This is a genomic window from Bacillus cereus group sp. RP32 (assembly GCF_040459735.1).
GTDB classification, from domain to species: Bacteria; Bacillota; Bacilli; order Bacillales; family Bacillaceae_G; genus Bacillus_A; species Bacillus_A wiedmannii.
On record NZ_JARVHO010000001.1, the window covers coordinates 3,349,428 to 3,370,504 of the forward strand.

The window sequence follows — 21,077 nt, forward strand, 5'->3', positions numbered from 1 at the left end:
GAAGTACCCACTAAATGAAATTTTTCTTTCTCTGCAGTTAGTTATTTTGAGAAGTCAGCTCATTTTTTGTTTTTGGGGTGTTTACTTTTCTTAAGTTGATGGATGTGGGGTATCGCCACATATCCATCAAGCTAAGATTTTAAAGTATCCCCTAAACGGAAATTCTATATTTTTTATAGTACAAAAGTTTAATTTTATCGTTTTGGGGAAGAATGTGTTTCTTAAGTTGATAGCGATGGGGACGGCCCCTCTAACCCTTTAACTGAAAGAAAACTTGTTCAATATTGCCTCAGTACCAAGTATGACCGTGTTAAGCTCATTCCCTCGGCTATCTTGTCCCCTTCTGAAATAGAGACTGCGTAAAAAATTCTTGCTGTTCACGCGAGCAATCACCTGACTGCGACTTCTCGGCAAATTGCAGCATTGCGCTAAGCCGCTAATCCAATTAGCGATTTCTTGATGTGGAAGTAACTCTTTGTCAATCATCGTATCCACGATGTTTACCAACCGCTCATCATCCTCATCGCTAAAAATGTGTCTACCATTATGAAGCATGCCAGAAATAGCGACAAGAACCTCACGCAGCAGTGCGACGCTGCTCTCCTCGCACTGCACCAGCTCAACAAAAACATCCGCACCATGAGACGCGCTGTGAGCCCAGCCTCCTACTGAAAGGTAACCTCGCAGATCCTTCTCCTCTTTATAATAACGGAGCATCACATGCATTAATTGCTCAATTTCCGCTTGATTAAAAAATGGATTCTGTCTGTGGCGTTGCACAATCAAAGCGATAGGTAAGGCAGAGAACGTCCTTGTAAAAACTGACTGATCATCCTCGCTACCAATACTATAGAACAAATGGTTCTCATCAGTCAGAACAGTTAAGAGGCTTCGTAACTCCTCTTCACTGAATCTATTCTCTTCCTTAATCCACATATAAAACATCGAATAAATCAGGTTATCCCGTAATTCTGGCTGAGGATCGCCAATATATTGAAGTAACAAAGGTAAGAAATCTTGATGCTGCTCACCTTCGTGTAACTGATACTCATCCTTCTCAATTCTTTGTAAATCCAGCATCAATTTAATCCTTGTATCGCTCATTTCCCCATCTCCTTCAACATTAACATAATCTCCTCTATAACAACTTCGGGCTCATCATGATGAATATAATGTCCACTTCGACTAGCAATCCGGTACTTGCTTGACGTTGATAGCCATTGGAATTCTGCTTGGAGTTTTTGCTCAATTTTCAATATTTCTTGAGATGGCCATCCCTCTTCAACATTGTCAGGTAAACCTCTTGTAATAATTGCAAGAGGGAGGTTACTTTGATTTGAATGATCAACGATTTGCTTATAACTTTGTATTTTATCAATCTTCTCACTATTCAACATAGGATTCTCGTAATATTCCCTATTTCTTGCAAGAAGATTTTCGGGTAGAACCTTTTCATAGGCAAGTTCTTTATATTCCGGTGCAGCGTCAACCAAAACCATACCACAGATGTTCAGTGGATAAAGGCTGGCATATAATCTAGCGACCAAACCACCAAAAGAATGCCCCACCAATATATAGGGCTTCTCCACTTCAAGCGCTAGCAACAATTCGTTGAGCTCCTCGACTAGATCATAGCAAGTCGTCGGGACGGATGCGACTTGACTCCTGCCAATACCCGACCTGTTATAGGAAAAGGTTGATGTTTTTTGCGATATTCGGTCTTGGACTTTTTTCCATGTCTCATAGCTATCGCCTAACCCTGCTATGAAGATTACGCTTGGAATACTGTTACGTGAATATTTATTTAATAGTCTGCGGTTATCACAGATATCAATTATCTTTTCATTTTGTATAGTCACTTTTAATCACCCAGTTCAATTATAAGCTTCACACTATCATTATTTCTACAATAATTTGATTATTTTATTTTTTATGAACTTTCCTGTTTTTTATTTTGTAACTTCAGCTGAAACTGAAGAAGAACAAGTAAATGCCTTAAGAAAAATTTTAATTGCATTTCATGATCGATTAACTAGAGAAGAAGTTTCGATTTTTGCCCAAAACGATCATTTATTTTCTAAATTTAAACTTCCTTTAGATATGCTATACAGCCCAGAAAAGCCTAATTTAGATGAGTTTAAACTATATATCACTAAGATTTTTTATCAAGAATTTGAATTGAAATACTTATTATTAAGTTTAAAAAAACAATGTATTTTTGTGAATGTCCGTGATTATCTTTTAGAGCAATTAAAAATGAGTAATAACGTTTGATTATTTAGATATATAAAGGTGGCATAAATAATTATTAAACGGCTATTTGGTACCGCTACATCGCTATAAAACTAAGGTTTTGCACTATCCATAAAGCAAAAAAGGCGTTATCCTTTCTGTAGAATTATAGGTGGTCTGACCCCATTTGGTGAGACAAAGAAAAAACACCTAGATAACATGTTTCCTATAAGCTATAGGTGACATATTATCTAATTTTCTCTGAATCCGTTCATTATTATAGTAGTGGATGTATTCATCCACAGTTTGTATTATACTAGCATTATTCGATTGTTTTATATTTTGCGCATAGAATCCTTCGGATTTCAAATGAGAATGAAAGGATTCTATGAGGGCATTATCATGGCAGTTTCCTGTACGAGACATGCTTGTGATAATGCCTTTTTCTTTGGCATATGTTTGAAATTGTTTTGATGTATACACCTTTCCTTGATCCGAATGTAAAATCGTATCAATCACATTTCGCTTTCTTAAAGCCTCTTTTAGAGTATCTAATACAAGAGAAACATCTTGTGTCTCAGCTATTTTATAACTTACAATTTCATTGTTAAACCCATCTATAATAGATGAAAAATAAAGAGTCTTATTGCCGAACATCAAATACGTGATATCAGTGAACCATTTTTCATTAGGCTTGGTAGCTTTAAATCTCCGTTGTATTCTATTTTTAGCTACCACTGGTTCATGACCGAGCACAAATATCTTTTTCTTTTTTCTAACCCGAGATAATACGTTGTATTTTCTCATGATACGTAATACTTTTTTATGATTCATTACGATGTTAAATTGATCACGTAGACAAGCTGTAACCCGACGATATCCATACCGATATTTATGATCTTGACATATTTCTATTACGGTTTTTTCTTCATGATTAGTTACTGTTTTCTCCTGTTTTTTCCAACGATAATAAGTAGCACGTGAAATATTAAATATGGAACACAGTTCTGCAATTGTAAAAATTGATTGCCGTTCCTTTATCATTTTCATTATTTCTTCTTTTCCTCCCACCTCCTTAAGATTTCTTGGCACTTTTCCAGCAATATAATCTTTGCCTTTAAATATCGTATTTCTAATTCTTTTTGTTCAAGTTCTGTTAACCTTTTTAAGCCTTTTCCATGTGCAGATTGTCTTCCAATAGATTGTTCAAACCGATAGGTTTCGCCTTCACGATACCATTTCATCCAAGTTTTAATTTGAGCCACATGTCTAATTCCTAAGGCATCCATAATTTCTTTATTTTTGAATCCTTGGTGTTTCATTTCAACTACTTTCCACTTTATTTCGGCGGGATAATGCGCCTTTTTCCCCATACGAAAAACACCTCCATTAAAATCATAACTGATACTTACGATTTAGAGAGGTGTTTTTTATCGTCTCATTCTCAGGGTTCACTCCAATAGGAAAGGATGGCGTTTTTTATGTCTGTTTCTGTGCCTGATGAATTACAACTATTTGCTCAAGAGATTCAAAGTTTTTTATCTCCAAATACCTTACGGGATCTTGCTAGAGATGTTGGTTTTGTACAACGAACTAGTAAATATCAAGCAAAAGATTTAGTCGCTTTATGTATATGGATGAGTCAAAATATCGCTACAACCTCTTTAGCTCAGTTATCTAGCTGTTTAGAAGCATCCACAGAAGTACTCATCAGTCCAGAAGGACTGAATCAACGGTTTAATACATCAGCCGTTCAGTTTTTACAACATATATTGACTAACCTTCTAAATAAAAAATTAACTTCATCTATGCCACTTTCTTCTCCATACACCTCTGTTTTCAAGCATATTCGCATTTTAGATTCCACTGCATTTCAGCTTCCAGATATATTTTCAACCATTTATCCTGGGGCTGGAGGATGTAGCCATACTGCTGGGATGAAAATTCAACTTGAATATGACCTATTAAGCGGACAATTCCTACATATCCATACAGGTCCAGGGAAACAACATGATCGAACCTATGGTTCTCTGTGTGTTCCAACTGTAACACCAAATGATTTATGTATCCGTGATTTAGGGTATTTTCATTTAAAAGATCTTCAACATATACAAGATAAAAAGGCTTACTATATCTCTCGTATTAAATCCAATACACGTATTTATCAAAAAAATCTCACACCTGATTATTTTCAGGATGGAAAAATCAAGAAAGGTACAGAGTATATACAGATAGATATGGAGGCATTAATGAACTCTCTCCAACTAGGGCAAACCTATGAAATATCCGATGCTTATGTAGGAATGACTGATAAAGTACCAACTCGTGTGATTGTTCATCGACTTACAGATGAACAACAACAAAAACGATTGCAAGATCAAGCTGTAAGAGAGAAAAAGAAAGGAATAAAGTATTCCCCTCGTAGTAAACGTCTCAGTAGTATCAATGTATATATGACAAATACCTCTACAGATACTGTCCCGATGGGACAAGTACATGATTGGTACTCTTTACGTTGGCAAATCGAGATTTTATTTAAAACATGGAAATCATTCTTTCATATTCACCATTGTAAAAAGATAAAACGAGAAAGATTAGAATGCCATTTGTATGGGCAACTGATCGCTATTCTCCTCTGTTCTTCTACTATGTTTCAAATGCGTCAATTACTTCTTATGAAAAAGAAACGAGAGCTGAGTGAATATAAGGCCATATATATGATTAGAGATTATTTTTTTCTTATTTATCAAGCCATACAGAAAGACACCCAAGAATTATCAAAGATTCTCATTCGCCTGTTCAACCTCCTACAGCAAAATGGGCGAAAATCTCACAGATATGAGAAGAAAACAGTCTTTGATATATTAGGTGTCGTTTACAATTATACCATTTCTGAAGATCAAGCGGCCTAATTCAAAAAATGAAACCCGATAGGGTTTATTTCGCATGCAAACCTTTAAATTCTCTAAGCCTGGCTTTTAGAAAAAAGAAATAATCTCTACTATACTTGACATTGTATAATCTTAGCTTGATAGCGATGTGGCGGGACCCCTAATAAAAGAAACATGATATATAAACTGAATATAAAAACGTTTTAATCCTTTAAAATATTCCATAATTTAGTATTGTTTAAATATGGAATATTTTGTTTACATGAAAGGGGTAACTATATGTTTTTACAAAAATATAAAGGTTTGATTATTGGGGTAATTGGTGCTGTTATAGGGATATTATCTTTCTTTTATCTTAAAGATTTAGCTTATATGTATAGATTGGGTCTTAGATTATTTTCTATAACATTAATAACTATAGGATGGATTATTGTCGAGAATTCGAACCATTTCTATAAAAAAAGGATACTGGTAATGTATAGATGTTACTATTCCCAAATTTTTTTGCGTTTTATTAATCAGAGAATCACATAGTAAGGTTAACATGTGTAATTTTAATCAACCATTTTTATAAAAAACCATCTTAAATCTACTGGAAAAGAATCTATTATAAAATCAACGTTTGTAGCATGTTTTTGATCAAACTTTATTACAAACAAACAGCATTCACGGCAAAGTTATGCTTCCATTTTCTTTGAACAATTAGATAAATATCTTCTAAAACAAGTGAATTCCGGCAAGTTTATGCTTCCAATTGCGGCAAACTTATAGGTAAAGTGACACACGTTTCTGTTAATCTAATAAACATGAAAAAAGTACCGAACTCTTCTACTGCAAAAGTTCGGTACTTTTTATATTAAAAACTTCTTATTCTTTCTTACTTCTCCACATAAACCGACTTAACAATTGTACGATTATACGGTTGTCCTTCTTTATTCGTCCCTTTTATATCCATCGTAACGTTGTATACTCCTGGTTGCTTTATGTCCTTCAAAGCACCAGTAAATGTATTGTTATTAACATGTTGTAATTCATTATATTCAGAGACTAATTTCCCTTCTTTATTAACGACTCTTACTGTTATGGAAAGATCCCCTTTCATTTCAGGTGCCACAGGTGATTTTTTCAGTTTATACTCAGATTTATTCGCTTTAACTTTTGTAGGCATTTGGAGAACAAATGGCGCACCACTTTTGTAATCGCTTACAACTAAATATGCATCTTTCGACTGCTTCGCCATCATTTTAACTTTCCATTCTCCTACATCCATTTTATCAAATTTAAATGTTCTAATTGTCGCACCATTAAAGAAAGATTCACCTTCACCAGTTGTTATAACGCTATCTTTATTTGTATACATTTTTCCTTTTGGAGATATCATTTGTACTTCTACATCAGAAGAAGCTGTTAATATAGAAACGATTCCTTCCGCTTTTTTATCAACCGTAACAGTTTGCTCTATCCACTGATTTTGTGGCAATTCTCCTCCTAATATGTTTTGATTTGAAGTTGTATTTAATTGTTCTATATTTTCATTTGAACTAGTGCTGGATGCTACTAAAGCTGGTACGGCTACATTTGCTGTACGTAAATATGGTTCAATTCGAGAGAAAACAGCAGATCCTTTTCGTATATTATCATGATCAAATCTGGAATCTGTAAATAAATGCGTTCCATATGGCAGCTTAGCACTCCACTCATTTACTAGTCCATCATTTGAACCGTATGATGACAAATAGAACCCACCCATAGATAACGCAGAAAATACTGGTCCCCAGCTAGTCCCAGTAGCCGTATAGTAACGGTTTAATTTAGCTGCTGGATTATTATCAATCGTTGAACGAAATTTTGCCATTTCGCCCATTTGTAATGAGTACGTACCATCATCTTTTTGACCTAAAATAGAAGCCAGCCATCCTGCCCACCAACTATATGATAAGTCCGCTAAATTTGAGCCATGATGTGGCGTCGCAAGCGTAATAACATTTCCGACAAATCGATTTGCACCATATCCTACTAATGCAGCTTGTGTATCGATACCGCCTTTACTATGTGCTACAATATTAACTTTTTTACCGAAGTGATTATATATTTCTTCTAATTTTTGTGCTAACAATTTTCCGTTGTCCCACTGACTAGCTGACCCTTTCCCAGCAGCATCATATAATTGGATAAATACTGTTTGATAACCTGCTTTTAAAGCATAGTCATACATATCATTTATATCGTGATACACTGTCTTTCCATACCAACTATCAGCGTTCCCATTCCTTCCTTGTACAAAAAGAATTGGAGGCTTATTCTCATCGTAATTAGCAGGTTTTTGACCTAAAAACCATTCTCCAGGTGTAAATACTTCTGTATCAGGAAATCCCTTTCCAAGCTCTTTTACAACTTCTGCCCGTACATTCGTGCTAATTATTGGAGCCATGATAAAAAATATAATTAGTAAAGTAACACATCTTCTCATCAATCGCATGTTATTCCCCCCACTTTTTTTGAAAGAAGGTGCTCTTTGTAATATTTTTTATCTTCACTCTTAATAATAGATAATCTTTTTACTTAAACAAGATTTTGCCCTATTTTCAAGAGATTACTAGTACACCCTCTTCCTTAACACACGTTATTCTCTTTGTTTCTATCTCTTCCTTTTGAGAGAACACTACAAAAAAGTTTCTCAATAATTTTTAACTTTATTAAATCTAAATATCCCTAAACCATTATTGTTTATATAAAGTATACAAATCTTGAAAAAACTTTAGTAAAAAAACACTTTATTACCAGTTAGTTATAAAAAAGATTAATGAAGATATGTACTTTTATTTAATTAAATACAAACTAAAGGAATAGAAGCTTATATTGTAAGACTTTCCTACGATTAAAAACTAAACTGAAATTTCCGAATAGAAAATAATATTTCCAGAAACATATATTATGATAATTTTCGCAGACTTGAATTAAAATTTTAGAAGTACTAACCTAGCGATGAGCAGAAGAAAATTCTGTAAAAAGAAAGGAGAATGCTTTATGATGACCAAGTTACAAAAGGAGTTTTTTAAACGATTAAAAATTCCTGCAAAAGAAATAACATTTGATGATTTAGATGAAATCCTCTTAAAAATGGGATTGATTCTCCCCTATGAAAATCTTGATATTATGGCTGGTACTTTTAAAGACATCTCAAAAAAGAACTTAGTAGAAAAGTTACTTATTCAAAAACGAGGCGGTCTTTGTTATGAATTAAACTCCTTATTGTATTACTTTTTAATGGATTGTGGATTTCAAGTATATAAAGTAGCTGGTACTGTTTATGATCTTTACGATAATAAATGGAAACCCGATGATGGTCATGTCATTATCATATTAAATCATAATCATAAAGATTATGTTATAGATGCAGGTTTTGCATCCCATCTACCTTTACATCCAGTCCCTTTTAACGGCGAAGTCATCTCTTCTCAAACAGGAGAATATCAAATTCGCAAACGAACTACCCGAAAAGGCACACACATTTTAGAAATGAGAAAAGGCGCTAACGGGGAATCTACAAATTTCTTGCAATCTGAACCTTCACATGAATGGAAAATAGGCTATGCTTTCACTTTAGATCCAATAGATGAGAAAAAAGTGAATAACATTCAAAAAGTGATTGTAGAGCATAAAGAATCTCCTTTTAATAAAGGGGCTATTACTTGTAAATTAACTGATTATGGTCACGTATCATTAACAAATAAAAATTATACAGAAACCTTTAAAGGCACAAAGAATAAAAGACCAATAGAATCAAAAGATTATGCCCGCATTCTTCGTGAATCTTTTGGAATAACACAAGAGAAATATGTAGGAAAAACACTAGAAAGAGGATAGTTGACTAGAAGTATTTCATAATAAAGCAGATTCCATACTTAGAATCTGCTTTATTTTATATTTTTTTATAAAGAAATTCACTTTTGCTGTTACCCTTTAATTTTCAATTATATACTCATCATCATATTTATCGTATTGGAGCCCTGATCCTATTTTTGATTCCGTAACTTGATCTCTTAAAAACGGTGCAGCTTCCATTTTGCTAGTTGCAATTTCAATTCCATATTTTTTCGTTAAATGGGCTAATTCTATTAAAAACCACTCTCTTCGCAATGTAACTGGAATATCAAATGTTCTTCTTTTCATATATAATAGCACCTCTTTAATTTCATAACTTAATGAACATCATTACATGCACGTGTGAAAACTACCTTTCATCACTAACATCCAATGAAACATTATAGTATATGCATGTCCATTTTAAACGTGCTATTACAAAACAATATTTTAGTTTACATAATCATATTATGTAAGAATAGAAAAGAAAGGTATACCCCTTCCCTTCTACTCTAGAAATTTAAATTAAGAACATCTTGGTACACCTAAAGCTAAGAATAAACCTGCTACTCCCGCAGTAATCGGTACTTTTAACGTAATAACATCGTCTACTTTCGTTACTAAAAAGAAAGCATTACCTTCTTGTAATATACAAGTTACCAATAATTGAAATTCCATTTAAACCCCTCCTTTCAATCGTTATATTATACTTTATGAATTCTCTTTAAAAACGTAATAGGAAATACATCTATTTTTCTTCATATGCAAAATAAATGTTTATAAGTCTATTAAAAATACTAATTTTCTAAATTTATATAAATCGTGTAATATCCAATAAGTTCCTATATAATCAATAGTGAAAATCTTACAAATGGAGGTATAAAAATGGCAATTTTGAGTAATATTGGTGCATCTTTATTTTTTATTGCTTTTATTCTTTTAATACTATGTATCATTTCATTCTTTAAGAAAAATGGAAAAGCAAAAAAATATGGTCGTCCTACCATTATTCTTTTTATGATTTCAATTCTCTTAATAGGAATGGGCACTACAAAATCTGAACACCCAGTCATCGATTTTTTTGCTACTTTAAGTTTAATTTTATTTATTTTTTTCCTTGTTCTAGCAATCTTATCCGTAATTAAAAAGACAGGTGTAGCAAAAAAACAATTTATTATCACTGCTATTTTATTTGTCATTTTTGTTGCATTATCAAGTATTTCAGCTCCTTCTTCTGAAAAGACGACAGCAACAAATAAACAAGTCGCTTCTAATAATGCAGAGAAAAAAGATGATAAAAAGAAAGAAGCGGACGAGAAAACTCAAAAGCAGGAAGATGAGAAGCGTCTAGCCGATGAACAAGCTCGTAAGCAAGAGGATGAAAAACGCCAAGCCGAAGAGCAAACTCGTAAGCAAGAGGATGAAAAACGTCTAGCCGATGAACAGGCTCGTAAACAACAAGAAGAGCAAAAACGTCTAGCCGATGAACAAGCTCGCAAACAACAAGAAGAGCAAAAACGTCTAGCTGATGAACAAGCTCGCAAACAACAAGAAGAGCAAAAACGCCAAGCTGATGAACAAGCTCGTAAGCAACAAGAGGAACAGAAAAAAGCACAGCAAGCTCAAACACAACCAGCTGCAAGTAGCAATAGTAATGTAACTTACAAAAATTGTACTGAAGTTAAAAATGCTGGAAAAGCTCCATTATATAGAGACCAACCAGGTTATAGCTCTAAACTTGATCGTGATGGCGATGGAGTTGCATGTGAAAAATAGTATTAAAAAAGAAGCTTCTAGTAAGCTTCTTTTTTTATCAAATAGTATTGCGACTAATTACCTCCTCTCTCTCTTCCGTTTATATCACTCCTATTATTCTCAAAACTGACACATAAAAAGTGATTTCAATCACCACATTGCTTTTCATTTATCGCTATTCTTAATTTAGATAGTACATTTAAACTTTATGGAGGCATTCATATGGAACATACATTTACTGAAACTTCAATTGTTGGTGAGATTGTTACACAATTCCCAAAAGCTAGTGATCTTTTTAAATCATATAGAATAGATTTTTGTTGTGGTGGTAATAAGCCACTTATTGATGCAATTCATGAAAGAAATTTATCAGCTTCTGAAGTAATTACAGAGTTAAATACGCTTTATCATAATACGAAACGATTAAATGAATCTGAAATTGATTGGAAAAATGCTTCATATCGTGAATTGATTGATTATGTAATTAATAAGCATCATCGCTATTTAAATGCAGAGTTGCCACAGCTAAGTCCATATGTGACGAAAGTATTACGCGTTCATGGAGCAAATCAGCCTCATTTAGCTCAAATTCATAAGCTATTTCATGAACTTAAAATGGAATTAGAACAGCATTTAATTAAAGAAGAAACGGAAGATTTTCCATTAATTTTAGAATTTGAACAAAATCCAACTGATGAAAACTATGCTAAGTTACGTGAAGTAGTAGATGAACTAGAAAATGAGCACAATTATGCCGGAAATATTATAAAAGAACTTCGTAAAGTGACAAATGACTTTACTCCTCCAGAAGGGGCTTGCGGTACTTATCGACTTGTGTATCAACGCCTTGAAGCGCTAGAGTCTGATTTATTTGAGCATATTCATTTAGAAAATAATATTTTATTTCCACGTGCAATTACGAGAGCATAAATCAAGTGCAGGACATGAGTGTAAATACTTATGTCCTGCTTTTTCATTTTGCGAAAAATATCCACGCCCCCCCTCACACAAATCCGAATTTTAACAATTTGTGAATCATTATATAAGTGTGATAAATATCACATCTCCCTCTTTTTTAATTTTCTATAATAGAAATATAATCCTTTGTTCAACATTTCACATAAAAAGGGGAAACGAAAATGAAAAAACGTTTAGTTATGATCGGGAATGGTATGGCTGGCATACGCTGTATGGAAGAAATATTAAAACATGATAGTGCTTCATATGAGATTACTATTTTTGGAGATGAACCGCATCCAAACTACAACCGTATTATGCTCTCTCATGTTTTACAAGGCAAAACAAATATGCAAGATATCATTATGAATGAATACAGTTGGTATGAAGAAAATGAAATAACTTTGTATACAAATGAAAAAGTTCAAAGTATTAACCGAGAAGAAAAAATTATTATTACTGAAAAGAATCGTACTCTGACATATGACAAGCTCATTATTGCAACAGGTTCTAGTGCTTTTATTTTACCGGTTGAAGGTTCCACTCTTCCTGGTGTAACGGGATTTCGAACTATTGAAGATACACAGTTTATGATGGATACCGCTAAAGAAAAGAAAAAGGCCGTTGTCATTGGTGGCGGGTTACTTGGTTTAGAAGCCGCAAGAGGTCTTATTGACTTAGGAATGGACGTACATGTTGTTCATTTAATGCCTAGCTTAATGGAGCAACAACTAGATACAAAGGCAGCAGCTCTATTGCGTGAAGATTTAGAAGCACAAGGCATGAAGTTTTTAATGGAAAAGAAAACTGTAAAAATTCTTGGTACAGACTATGTTGAGGGCATTCAATTTGAAGATGGTGAAGTTGTAGATTGTGATTTAATCGTAATGGCTGTCGGAATACGACCAAATACGAAAATAGCAAGAGATGCTGGTCTCATTGTCAATCGAGGCATTGTAGTCAATGACTATATGCTTACAAATGATGAATCCATTTATGCAGTTGGCGAATGTGCAGAACATGATGGTATCGCATATGGACTTGTTGCTCCTCTTTATGAACAAGGGGCAATATTAGCGAAACATATAACAAATTTACAAACGAATGGATATTCGGGCAGTATCGTCGGTACGCAATTAAAAGTTGCTGGTTGTAATTTATTCTCTGCTGGCCAAATATACGAAGATGATCAAACGAAAGCAATATCAATCTTTGATGAATGTAAACGTTCCTATAAAAAAGTATTAATTCGCGACAATAAAGTCGTCGGTATCGTTTTATATGGTGACACAGCTGATGGTACACGCCTCTTTAGCATGTTAAAGAAAGAAGAAGATATACAAGAATATACACCAGCTTCCATTCTTCACAAAGCTGGTGAAGAAAGTGAACTTGACGTTGCTACAATGAGTGCAGATGACACGATTTGTGGATGTAATGGTGTTACGAAAGGTACAATCGTTCATGCCATTTTAGAGCAAGAGTTAACTACTTTTGAAGAAGTAAAAGGCTGCACGAAAGCCGCAGGATCTTGTGGTAAATGTCGTCCGCTTGTGGAACAAGTTTTATCTCATACACTCGGAGATGCTTTTGATGCTTCTGCGCAGTCTGCTGGTATGTGCGGATGTACAACTTTATCACGTGATGAAGTCGTAGCAGCCATTCACGAGAAAGGTTTAAAATCTCCAAAAGAAGTACGAAATGTTCTTGGTTTTGTACATGAAGATGGCTGTTCGAAATGTCGTCCTGCTTTAAATTACTATTTACGTATGGCGATTCCAGAAGAATATGAAGATGATAAATCGTCCCGTTTCGTTAATGAAAGAATGAACGGGAACATCCAGTACGATGGTACATTCTCTGTTATTCCACGTATGTACGGAGGCGTTACAACAGCAGATGATTTAATGAAAATTGCTGAAGTTGCGAAAAAGTATGATGTTCCTCTTGTGAAAATTACAGGTGCGAGCCGAATCGGCTTATATGGTGTTAAGAAACAAGATTTACCTAACGTATGGGCTGACTTACATATGACTTCGGGATATGCGTATTCAAAATCGCTTCGTAATGTAAAATCGTGTGTTGGTTCTCGCTTCTGCCGTTTCGGCACGAAAGATTCATTAGGACTTGGTATGTTACTTGAACAATCATTAGAAATGGTAGATACACCTCATAAAATGAAGATGGGAGTAACGGGCTGTCCACGTAACTGTGCGGAAGTACTGACGAAAGATTTTGGCGTTGTATGTGTCGAAAATGGATACCAACTTTACATTGGCGGAAATGGTGGTACAGAAGTACGCGAGGCAGATTTTGTAATGATCGTCCCTACTGAAGGTGATGTCCTTCGCATCGCTACAGCTTACATGCAATATTATCGTGAAACTGGTATTTACGGAGAGCGTACTGCCTACTGGACAGAACGTTTAGGCTTCGATCACATAAAAGAAATACTACAAGATGCAAGTATGGTTACTACGCTAAATGAACGCTTCCAAACAGCTCGTAGCACATATACGGAAGCATGGGGACAAGCACTAGAAACGAAGTCATTAAAAGCGATGTATGAAGTAGAAACTGTGAAATAAGGAGCTGTGATTTAAATGATACAAACGAAAGAAAAAATAAAAGTTATGCGTGCAGAAGACCTTCCTATACAAATCGGTAAAGAGGTGCAAATGAAAGGTATGTCTATCGCCCTATTCCGCCTTTCAAATGGAGATATTCGAGCTGTAGAAAATCGTTGTCCTCATAAAAACGGACCGTTAGCAGAAGGAATTGTATCTGGAGAATTCGTCTTTTGTCCACTGCATGATTGGAAAATTTCACTAATAACAGGTGAAGTTCAAAAACCTGATGACGGCTGTATCCAAACATACGAAGTAGAAGTTATTGATGGTGACATTTATATAAAGTGAAACTTTAATCAGCGGGGATTGGTTCATCCCCCGCTGATTATTAGTTGAACCAATCGGGCTTTTACGGGTAGTTGATCCCCACCTAACTACTTTGCTTTCGCTGAATTTTGAGGTAGGGGTCTTACTGCCCGTTAATGCGGGATAAACATGTAATTTACGAAAGGAAGCCTCCTCTGGCTTCCTTTTAAATAAAAATTGATGAGGTGCGATGATGAACGGATATGTATATTTAGTTGGTGCAGGACCAGGTGATGAAGGGCTTATTACAAAGAAAGCGATAGATTGTTTAAAGCGTGCAGATATCGTTTTATATGACCGTTTATTAAACCCTTTCTTTCTTAGTTATACAAAAGAAACATGTGAACTTATTTATTGCGGCAAAATGCCAAAGAATCATACTATGCGACAAGAAATGATTAACGCCCACCTCCTTCAATTTGCGAAAGAAGGAAAAATCGTTGTCCGATTAAAGGGCGGAGACCCATCTATTTTTGGCCGTGTTGGTGAAGAAGCAGAAACTTTAGCAGCAGCGGACATTCCATATGAAATTGTACCAGGTATTACATCTAGCATCGCCGCTAGTAGCTATGCAGGTATCCCCCTCACCCACCGCAACTACAGTAATAGCGTTACTTTACTAACTGGGCATGCAAAAGGTCCTTTAACCGATCATGGAAAATATAATTCATCCCAAAATAGCGACACAATCGCCTACTACATGGGTATAAAAAACTTACCTACAATTTGCGAAAACTTACTACAAGTAGGAAAAAAAGACGATACACCAGTAGCAGTCATTGAATGGGGTACAACTGGAAAACAGCGCGTTGTCACAGGTACACTTTCAACCATTGTTTCTATCGTCAAAAACGAAAATATTTCTAATCCATCAATGACAATTGTTGGTGATGTCGTTTCCTTACGTAATCAAATCGCTTGGAAAGAACGTAAACCATTACATGGTAAAAAAGTTTTATTTGCATCTGCAACAAATAAAACAAGTTTAGCGAAACAAAAGTTACAAAAAGCCGGTGCAGAAATATATCAAATTCCTACTTTCAAAAAGGCAGAATATACATTAACACTTGAACAAATCAATGAAATTTTTAGCGTTGATCGCCTAGTATTTTGCTCAGCTGAAAGTGTAGAAATATTGATGCAATCATGTAGTAAACACGAGAAAGATATTCGTTCCTTACAGGCGAAACTGCGGTATATGAACGTTGCTACTCAAGAGAAACTTATGCAATATGGGCTATTAAGTAAACAAGCAGAGTTCTCTTTCGATACTACTGTTTATTTAGGCAGAAATATTAATCGAATTGCTTTTATTCAAGAGAAAATTGGTGCCGGTTCTTATATGATGACACATGAGTATACTATTGATCATCGTTTCGATGAAGTCCATTCTCGTATGCTTTCTGAATTCTCATGGGATAGTATTGTATTTGAAGGGCGGGCGTCAATTGATACGTTTCTAGCAGAAATAAAACGTCTTGGCTTTATCGATATCGTTACTCTTCCATTCTCGTATACCGACGTTCCAACTTTACACTATGCGAATAAAGTTGGATTTCATAATATAGATCAGCAATTACAAAACATTATTATGAAGAAAGACATGGTGAGACGATGAAAGGAATCGTATATGTTGGACACGGTAGCCGGCTCCAAGAAGGTAATGAACAATTCATTCACTTTATTCAATCTGTTATGAAAGAACGTAACGAAAGAATTCAAAAAATAGCTTTTCTAGAGCTAACAACACCTACCATTAAAGATGCAGTTACAGAAGCGATACTGGAGGGAACAACTGAAATAATGATTGTACCTGTTTTATTATTTGCAGCAGCTCACTATAAACGTGATATTCCTTTTGAGATAGAGAAATTGCAAAAGAAGTATCCACATATCACATTTTCAGTTGTACCACCTTTTAGTACGCATCCACATATGGTGGAACTTGTAGTGAAAAGAATACGTGAAGCTATGCCAAAGCAAGATAGTAGCGTTTTACTCATAGGACGAGGCAGTAGTGATTCACAGCCGATACATGAGTTACAACAAATCGGAGCAGCTGTCGAACGAAAACTCGGTATGCAAGTATCGTGCTCCTTTTTAACGAAAGGAGCGCCCTCTTTTACTGCTGAGCTCAAGACTATAACATCGACTGCGTCCCATGTATATGTCATGCCGTACCTTCTCTTTACTGGATTATTGCTTCAAAAAATTAAGTTGCATACGAAAAAATATGATCACATTACGACTTGTAACTGCCTTCAGTTTGATACATATATGAAGTTAACATTATTAGAACGAATGGAGGAATGTGTGTATGTATAACATGTACCCTCTTATGCTTAATTTAAATAAAAAAGTGGTCGTTATCATTGGTGGAGGTAAAATCGCATATCGAAAAGCGTCTGGATTAAAAGATACAGGCGCTTTTGTCACCGTTGTCAGCCCCGAAATTTGCAAGGAAATGAAAGAACTTCCTTATATTAATTGGAAGCAAAAAAATTTTTCTAATGATGATATTAAAGATGCTCATCTTATTTATGCAGCTACAAATCAACATGCTATAAATATGATGGTCAAACAGGCCGCCCATGATTTCCAGTGGGTTAATGTTGTAAGTGATGGTACAAAATCATCGTTTCACACACCTGGTGTCATCCGACATGACGAATATGTTGTCACTATTTCAACCTCAGGTAAAGATCCATCGTTTACAAAGCGTTTGAAGCAGGAACTAACATCTATATTTCCTCAACTTATAAAAAAGCTTTCTCGTACTCACAAATAATAATCTATTTCTTAGCTAAAATAGTAATTACCTTTGGACAAACGTTTTTTAGAAGCGTTTGTTCTTTTTGTTTTGGTTCCTTTTTTGAATTAAGCCGCTTAATTATCAGACATGGTACAATTGTAAACGACAACCAATATATCAAAGACTGTTTTCTTCTCCTATCGATGGGATTTCCGCCCATCATTTATCGCCTCAAATCTATGCGTTTTTGCACGTATATTCAAAACAAAATATATGACAAATAAATAACGATAGTTACTGTAATCATGCTGAAAAGTGTTGAAAATAAAACGATTTGCGCATGTAATTCAGGCTCAATTTGATACTCCATAGCAATGGTTGATGTATTTCTTGAAGTAGGAAAAGAACTTGCAATAAATAATGATTGTGCAACAATACCATCAATGTTTAGTAGGTATATCATAGCAAGTGCTAATAATGGTCCCATCAATAATCTTCCAATTAAAGCCCATGTTATGACTCGATGGGAAAAATTAAGCTTAATGTTGGATAATTGCGCTCCTAGCAATATGAGTGCTATTGCAACAAAACTATTCGCAAGCTGATTGAGAGGTAGAAAGATAGAATTAGGTATTTGAATTGTAAAAGATTGAAAGAGAACCCCTAATATGAGTGCATGAAATACAGGCAGTCTTAGAAATGATTGAATAATACTTCCGATTGTTTTTGTTGCTGATAGTAAGTTATATATCCCAAACGAATAAGTTAAAAGATTCTGGAAAATCACAATAAAAATCTGAATGGAAACCCCCACTGGATTTTGACTGAAAATCAATTGACTTACTGGTAATCCATAATTACCGGAATTCATTAACGAAATGCTATTTTTTAGAGCTGCACTTTCTCCTTTTTCTAACTTTAATATTTTTGAAATGAAATGACTTACTATGATCAGACTTAGACTATAAAGCATTAAATAGTATATTATTTGGAGCAACAAATCTATTTCTATACGAATGTCATATATATTCACAAATACAGCCGCTGGCATCAAGCAATAAGTAATAAGTATAGATAGCTGCTTTAAGTTAAATTGGAACTTTCTTTGTAAGATTGCACCAATTAGCAGCAATATTAATATTGGTAATATCACGTCTAATATAATAAAAACAAACATGTAAAACCTCATTCCAAATATATTATAGTTGGATTAAACTCTTTACTAAATATGGAATGGACAAATTTAATTCAAATGTAGCTCCTGATGCTACCTAAAATACCATTTGAAAGCATTCGTACACAGAATGTTTTCGGTAGCTTGTTCATCAAATAGCTGTTGAATTAATTTGACATCTCCATACTCAAAAGGTATTTTTGCTCTTGTAGATGGTAAATCTGTCCCAAACATAAGTGCATCTGGGTTAACTTCATAAATCGACTTTAAGACATTCTCAACATCTAATTCGACACGCCCAAATCAATAGCTTTCACAATTACCCTCCCCTCTCTTTTCTTTAACATATCAAATATGACTCATAAAGAAAATTATGGATTATTTATACAAATTCATAATTTTATCTTATCGACCTAAACTGTATTCTTTATTTTAAGTGTACTTTTTCACAATATCCATTAGCCTTACCAAAAAATCTGGCCCTAAAAATATGAAGTTTTTCTTGTTATAAATACCGTCATATATTTTTAAAATTTCGGGATATTTCTATATATTTATATAAATTTTTATATAAATATATAGTTTTTTGGAAAAGAGCGACTATTTATCGATTCGTTAGCGATCAATAGTCATCGTTTCATTCAAAAGCTATTATTTTCGTTCTCGATATATTCCGAATGTTTTATGAGGATTTTTCGGTTGTTCATTTCAGTCTTATAACAATCGTACTGTTACTTTTACTTTGGAAACTTTCAATAGACAAAAAACAGAGTTCTCGATTGTGGAATTAGATTTAAGTTCATACATTTATCCCTTAATTTCTTTATCTGTAGGCAAAACAATTGCTGCTATTATATAAAGTAACACTGTAAATCCGCTAGAAAAAAAGGCTGATAATGCAGTTACTATACGAAGGATACTAACATCAATTCCATACTTATCACTTAAACCACCTAATACACCTGATACTTGTTTATCTTGAGTGGACTTATATAATTTTTTCATCTAAACACCCCGATTCAATTAAATATTTGTATGTTAAAAATTAGTTCGATCTTTGGAAGAAATTTAAACTTTCTTTAACTAACCTGCCCTTTAATTGAATAACACCTGACATCTATATTTTAACATAAAATCCCATAAGCCTTCTTTTTTTCATTTTAAAACCACATTATTTTAGAAAACAAGCGTTTGTTGAGATATCAATAAAAAACATGTTGAAGCCTATTACTAAAAGAACCATCCCAAAATATTTTGGGATGGTTCTTTTTCCTGATTAATGATTCTTTAACATCACTAACAGTTTCTCTTGGCTATACATCCATACTGTAATGATTAAACAAGCAAGTGCGACTTCTGATAATGCCATAAATCCAATTGCATAATGACCTGTTAGTTGGAATAGTAAAGTTAAAATTAGGGGCGGGAAGAACCCTCCTAGTCCGCCTAAAGCTGAAACGAGGCCATTTACAATACCTGCTTGTTCTGAGAAATACATTGGAACGAGTTTGAAGATTGTACCATTACCAATCCCTGCACAAAATGCTACTAGTAAGCAACCAAGTGTATACACGTTCATACTAGGCATAAATGATAAAATAATACCTGAAAGTGTTAAACCGATAAATACGAAGATTAATATTTTAAATGGGTTAAATTTATCACCTAGCCAACCGCCAATTGGACGCATCATTGTTGCTAATACGATGAATCCGGCTGTCCGCATACCTGCATCTACTTTTTCTAATCCGAAGTGAGATACTAAAAAGTTTGGTAAGTATACTGTAAATGCGACAAATGATCCGAATGTTAAAAAGTAAAAGATACATAAAAACCAAAGTTTTTCATTTTTATATACACCTTTTATTTGTTCCATTAATGGTGTATTCACCTTTTTCTCCTTACGATCACCTAATAAAAAGTTCATAAGTGCAAATGCTGCAAGTAAAACTAAATAACACTGTACTGTCGTTCTCCAGCCAACTGAAGTTGCAATGACAGGTGCTAAAAACGAAGTAATTGCTGTTCCAGCGTTACCGACACCGTAAATACCATTTACAAAACCGTGACTCTCTTTCGGAAAGTATTTCGGTAAAGAAGTTACCCCTACGGAGAATACGGCCCCACCGATTCCGACGAATAAGCCACCAATAATTAAATCCATCATTGAATTGGCAACACTAATATAAAAGACAGGAAATAATAATAGAATAAAACTAATAAAGAATAATTTTCTTGCTCCGAAACGATTTGTCCAATAACCAATTGGAATGCGAAGAACAGAACCTAAAATAACCGGTACTGCTGTTACCATAGAAATTTGTCCCGCAGTTAATGGAATATCCGCTTTAATATAAGGCATTAATGATGATAAAATAACCCATACCATAAAACCGATAACTAGATTAGAAGTTTGTAAACTTAATTGAAAATTAGGACCTTTCATCCTGTTCCCTCCTATGTATGCATAGTTATATTCATTCCCTCCAGCCTAATCACGTCCTAACATGATTAGG

The 21,077-nt window shown here is 34.3% G+C and carries 19 protein-coding genes and 2 pseudogenes; 11 read left to right on the forward strand and 10 right to left on the reverse strand.

What is annotated here, in order from left to right:
* Nucleotides 1–258 precede the first annotated feature (258 nt).
* Together QCI46_RS17195 and QCI46_RS17200 are read right to left on the reverse strand one after the other, a co-directional pair.
* Nucleotides 259–1,104, reverse strand: coding sequence for a DUF2785 domain-containing protein (locus QCI46_RS17195; protein ID WP_353840970.1), 846 nt, complete (start codon nucleotides 1,102–1,104; stop codon nucleotides 259–261).
* Nucleotides 1,101–1,859: an alpha/beta fold hydrolase gene (locus tag QCI46_RS17200; RefSeq protein ID WP_075313662.1), complete on the reverse strand. Its 759-nt coding sequence runs from the start codon at nucleotides 1,857–1,859 to the stop codon at nucleotides 1,101–1,103. Before QCI46_RS17200 ends, QCI46_RS17195 begins: the two co-directional genes overlap by 4 nt.
* 73 nt (nucleotides 1,860–1,932) lie before the next feature.
* Here QCI46_RS17200 and QCI46_RS17205 point away from each other — a divergent pair, with 73 nt between their 5' ends.
* Nucleotides 1,933–2,274, forward strand: a complete 342-nt coding sequence (locus tag QCI46_RS17205; protein ID WP_353840971.1) for a DUF1878 domain-containing protein — start codon at nucleotides 1,933–1,935, stop codon at nucleotides 2,272–2,274.
* A gap of 168 nt (nucleotides 2,275–2,442) precedes the next feature.
* On the opposite strand, the gene QCI46_RS17210 is transcribed toward QCI46_RS17205, so the two are convergent.
* A protein-coding gene (locus tag QCI46_RS17210) for an IS3 family transposase (protein WP_098818981.1) occupies nucleotides 2,443–3,605 on the reverse strand; the annotation gives its coding sequence in 2 pieces (ribosomal slippage) (nucleotides 2,443–3,338 and nucleotides 3,338–3,605; 1,164 coding nt in all).
* Nucleotides 3,606–3,713: 108 nt separating this feature from the next.
* Here QCI46_RS17210 and QCI46_RS17215 point away from each other — a divergent pair.
* Nucleotides 3,714–5,144: an IS4 family transposase gene (locus QCI46_RS17215; RefSeq protein WP_353840972.1), complete on the forward strand. Its 1,431-nt coding sequence runs from the start codon at nucleotides 3,714–3,716 to the stop codon at nucleotides 5,142–5,144.
* Between the two features lie 258 nt (nucleotides 5,145–5,402).
* A pseudogene (locus QCI46_RS17220) lies at nucleotides 5,403–5,588 on the forward strand (hypothetical protein); the annotation flags it as partial.
* A gap of 412 nt (nucleotides 5,589–6,000) precedes the next feature.
* On the opposite strand, the gene QCI46_RS17225 reads toward QCI46_RS17220, so the two are convergent.
* A complete protein-coding gene (locus QCI46_RS17225; protein ID WP_353840973.1) occupies nucleotides 6,001–7,602 on the reverse strand; it encodes an esterase/lipase family protein in 1,602 nt (533 codons plus the stop codon).
* 548 nt (nucleotides 7,603–8,150) lie between these two features.
* Between QCI46_RS17225 and QCI46_RS17230 the strand changes: the two genes are divergently transcribed.
* Nucleotides 8,151–8,990 carry an arylamine N-acetyltransferase family protein gene (locus QCI46_RS17230; protein WP_353841890.1) on the forward strand — a complete coding sequence of 280 codons (840 nt, stop codon included), beginning with the start codon at nucleotides 8,151–8,153 and terminating at the stop codon, nucleotides 8,988–8,990.
* A 96-nt stretch (nucleotides 8,991–9,086) separates the two neighbouring features.
* Here QCI46_RS17230 and QCI46_RS17235 read toward each other — a convergent pair whose 3' ends face one another.
* Together QCI46_RS17235 and exsG are read right to left on the reverse strand one after the other, a co-directional pair.
* Complete coding sequence (locus QCI46_RS17235; RefSeq protein ID WP_000830253.1) at nucleotides 9,087–9,296, reverse strand: hypothetical protein; 210 nt, start codon at nucleotides 9,294–9,296, stop codon at nucleotides 9,087–9,089.
* Between the two features lie 216 nt (nucleotides 9,297–9,512).
* The gene (gene exsG / locus QCI46_RS17240) at nucleotides 9,513–9,665 is read right to left on the reverse strand and encodes an exosporium protein ExsG (RefSeq protein WP_000395678.1); all 153 of its coding nucleotides are present in this window, start codon (nucleotides 9,663–9,665) and stop codon (nucleotides 9,513–9,515) included.
* A 207-nt stretch (nucleotides 9,666–9,872) separates the two neighbouring features.
* Between exsG and QCI46_RS17245 the strand changes: the two genes are divergently transcribed.
* The 7 genes from QCI46_RS17245 to QCI46_RS17275 all read left to right on the forward strand — a co-directional run bounded on the left by QCI46_RS17245 (nucleotide 9,873) and on the right by QCI46_RS17275 (nucleotide 17,423).
* Nucleotides 9,873–10,763, forward strand: coding sequence for an excalibur calcium-binding domain-containing protein (locus QCI46_RS17245; RefSeq protein WP_075310859.1), 891 nt, complete (start codon nucleotides 9,873–9,875; stop codon nucleotides 10,761–10,763).
* A 201-nt stretch (nucleotides 10,764–10,964) separates the two neighbouring features.
* On the forward strand, nucleotides 10,965–11,672 hold the full coding sequence (gene ric / locus QCI46_RS17250; protein ID WP_353840974.1) for an iron-sulfur cluster repair di-iron protein: 708 nt from the start codon (nucleotides 10,965–10,967) through the stop codon (nucleotides 11,670–11,672).
* A gap of 209 nt (nucleotides 11,673–11,881) precedes the next feature.
* Nucleotides 11,882–14,287, forward strand: coding sequence for an NADPH-nitrite reductase large subunit (gene nirB / locus QCI46_RS17255; RefSeq protein ID WP_353840975.1), 2,406 nt, complete (start codon nucleotides 11,882–11,884; stop codon nucleotides 14,285–14,287).
* Between the two features lie 15 nt (nucleotides 14,288–14,302).
* Nucleotides 14,303–14,617, forward strand: a complete 315-nt coding sequence (gene nirD / locus QCI46_RS17260) for a nitrite reductase small subunit NirD (protein ID WP_201033706.1) — start codon at nucleotides 14,303–14,305, stop codon at nucleotides 14,615–14,617.
* 211 nt (nucleotides 14,618–14,828) lie between these two features.
* Nucleotides 14,829–16,253, forward strand: coding sequence for a uroporphyrin-III C-methyltransferase (locus QCI46_RS17265; protein ID WP_353841891.1), 1,425 nt, complete (start codon nucleotides 14,829–14,831; stop codon nucleotides 16,251–16,253).
* Entirely contained in the window at nucleotides 16,250–16,960 is a 711-nt protein-coding gene (locus QCI46_RS17270; protein WP_353840976.1) for a sirohydrochlorin chelatase, read from the forward strand. Before QCI46_RS17265 ends, QCI46_RS17270 begins: the two co-directional genes overlap by 4 nt.
* Nucleotides 16,953–17,423 (forward strand): precorrin-2 dehydrogenase, encoded by a 471-nt coding sequence (locus QCI46_RS17275; protein WP_353840977.1) that lies wholly within the window; start codon nucleotides 16,953–16,955, stop codon nucleotides 17,421–17,423. Before QCI46_RS17270 ends, QCI46_RS17275 begins: the two co-directional genes overlap by 8 nt.
* A gap of 223 nt (nucleotides 17,424–17,646) precedes the next feature.
* On the opposite strand, the gene QCI46_RS17280 is transcribed toward QCI46_RS17275, so the two are convergent.
* From QCI46_RS17280 to narK, 4 genes and pseudogenes are all read right to left on the reverse strand, one after another.
* On the reverse strand, nucleotides 17,647–18,564 hold the full coding sequence (locus QCI46_RS17280) for an AEC family transporter (RefSeq protein ID WP_353840978.1): 918 nt from the start codon (nucleotides 18,562–18,564) through the stop codon (nucleotides 17,647–17,649).
* Between the two features lie 90 nt (nucleotides 18,565–18,654).
* Nucleotides 18,655–18,887, reverse strand: a pseudogene (locus tag QCI46_RS17285) (amidohydrolase family protein); the annotation flags it as partial.
* A 481-nt stretch (nucleotides 18,888–19,368) separates the two neighbouring features.
* On the reverse strand, nucleotides 19,369–19,566 hold the full coding sequence (locus tag QCI46_RS17290) for a PspC domain-containing protein (protein ID WP_172553052.1): 198 nt from the start codon (nucleotides 19,564–19,566) through the stop codon (nucleotides 19,369–19,371).
* A 271-nt stretch (nucleotides 19,567–19,837) separates the two neighbouring features.
* Nucleotides 19,838–21,007, reverse strand: coding sequence for a nitrate transporter NarK (gene narK / locus QCI46_RS17295; protein ID WP_353840979.1), 1,170 nt, complete (start codon nucleotides 21,005–21,007; stop codon nucleotides 19,838–19,840).
* Between the last annotated feature and the right edge of the window lie 70 nt (nucleotides 21,008–21,077).

What these genes read in the sequence shown, in the direction of transcription:
- QCI46_RS17195 (WP_353840970.1), bottom strand. Translation starts at nt 1,104, where the DNA reads ATGAGCGATACAAGGATTAAATTGATGCTGGATTTACAAAGAATTGAG.
- QCI46_RS17205 (WP_353840971.1), top strand. Translation starts at nt 1,933, where the DNA reads ATGAACTTTCCTGTTTTTTATTTTGTAACTTCAGCTGAAACTGAAGAA.
- QCI46_RS17215 (WP_353840972.1), top strand. Translation starts at nt 3,714, where the DNA reads ATGTCTGTTTCTGTGCCTGATGAATTACAACTATTTGCTCAAGAGATT.
- QCI46_RS17225 (WP_353840973.1), bottom strand. Translation starts at nt 7,602, where the DNA reads ATGCGATTGATGAGAAGATGTGTTACTTTACTAATTATATTTTTTATC.
- QCI46_RS17230 (WP_353841890.1), top strand. Translation starts at nt 8,151, where the DNA reads ATGATGACCAAGTTACAAAAGGAGTTTTTTAAACGATTAAAAATTCCT.
- QCI46_RS17235 (WP_000830253.1), bottom strand. Translation starts at nt 9,296, where the DNA reads ATGAAAAGAAGAACATTTGATATTCCAGTTACATTGCGAAGAGAGTGG.
- exsG (WP_000395678.1), bottom strand. Translation starts at nt 9,665, where the DNA reads ATGGAATTTCAATTATTGGTAACTTGTATATTACAAGAAGGTAATGCT.
- QCI46_RS17245 (WP_075310859.1), top strand. Translation starts at nt 9,873, where the DNA reads ATGGCAATTTTGAGTAATATTGGTGCATCTTTATTTTTTATTGCTTTT.
- ric (WP_353840974.1), top strand. Translation starts at nt 10,965, where the DNA reads ATGGAACATACATTTACTGAAACTTCAATTGTTGGTGAGATTGTTACA.
- nirB (WP_353840975.1), top strand. Translation starts at nt 11,882, where the DNA reads ATGAAAAAACGTTTAGTTATGATCGGGAATGGTATGGCTGGCATACGC.
- nirD (WP_201033706.1), top strand. Translation starts at nt 14,303, where the DNA reads ATGATACAAACGAAAGAAAAAATAAAAGTTATGCGTGCAGAAGACCTT.
- QCI46_RS17265 (WP_353841891.1), top strand. Translation starts at nt 14,829, where the DNA reads ATGAACGGATATGTATATTTAGTTGGTGCAGGACCAGGTGATGAAGGG.
- QCI46_RS17270 (WP_353840976.1), top strand. Translation starts at nt 16,250, where the DNA reads ATGAAAGGAATCGTATATGTTGGACACGGTAGCCGGCTCCAAGAAGGT.
- QCI46_RS17275 (WP_353840977.1), top strand. Translation starts at nt 16,953, where the DNA reads ATGTATAACATGTACCCTCTTATGCTTAATTTAAATAAAAAAGTGGTC.
- QCI46_RS17280 (WP_353840978.1), bottom strand. Translation starts at nt 18,564, where the DNA reads ATGTTTGTTTTTATTATATTAGACGTGATATTACCAATATTAATATTG.
- QCI46_RS17290 (WP_172553052.1), bottom strand. Translation starts at nt 19,566, where the DNA reads ATGAAAAAATTATATAAGTCCACTCAAGATAAACAAGTATCAGGTGTA.
- narK (WP_353840979.1), bottom strand. Translation starts at nt 21,007, where the DNA reads ATGAAAGGTCCTAATTTTCAATTAAGTTTACAAACTTCTAATCTAGTT.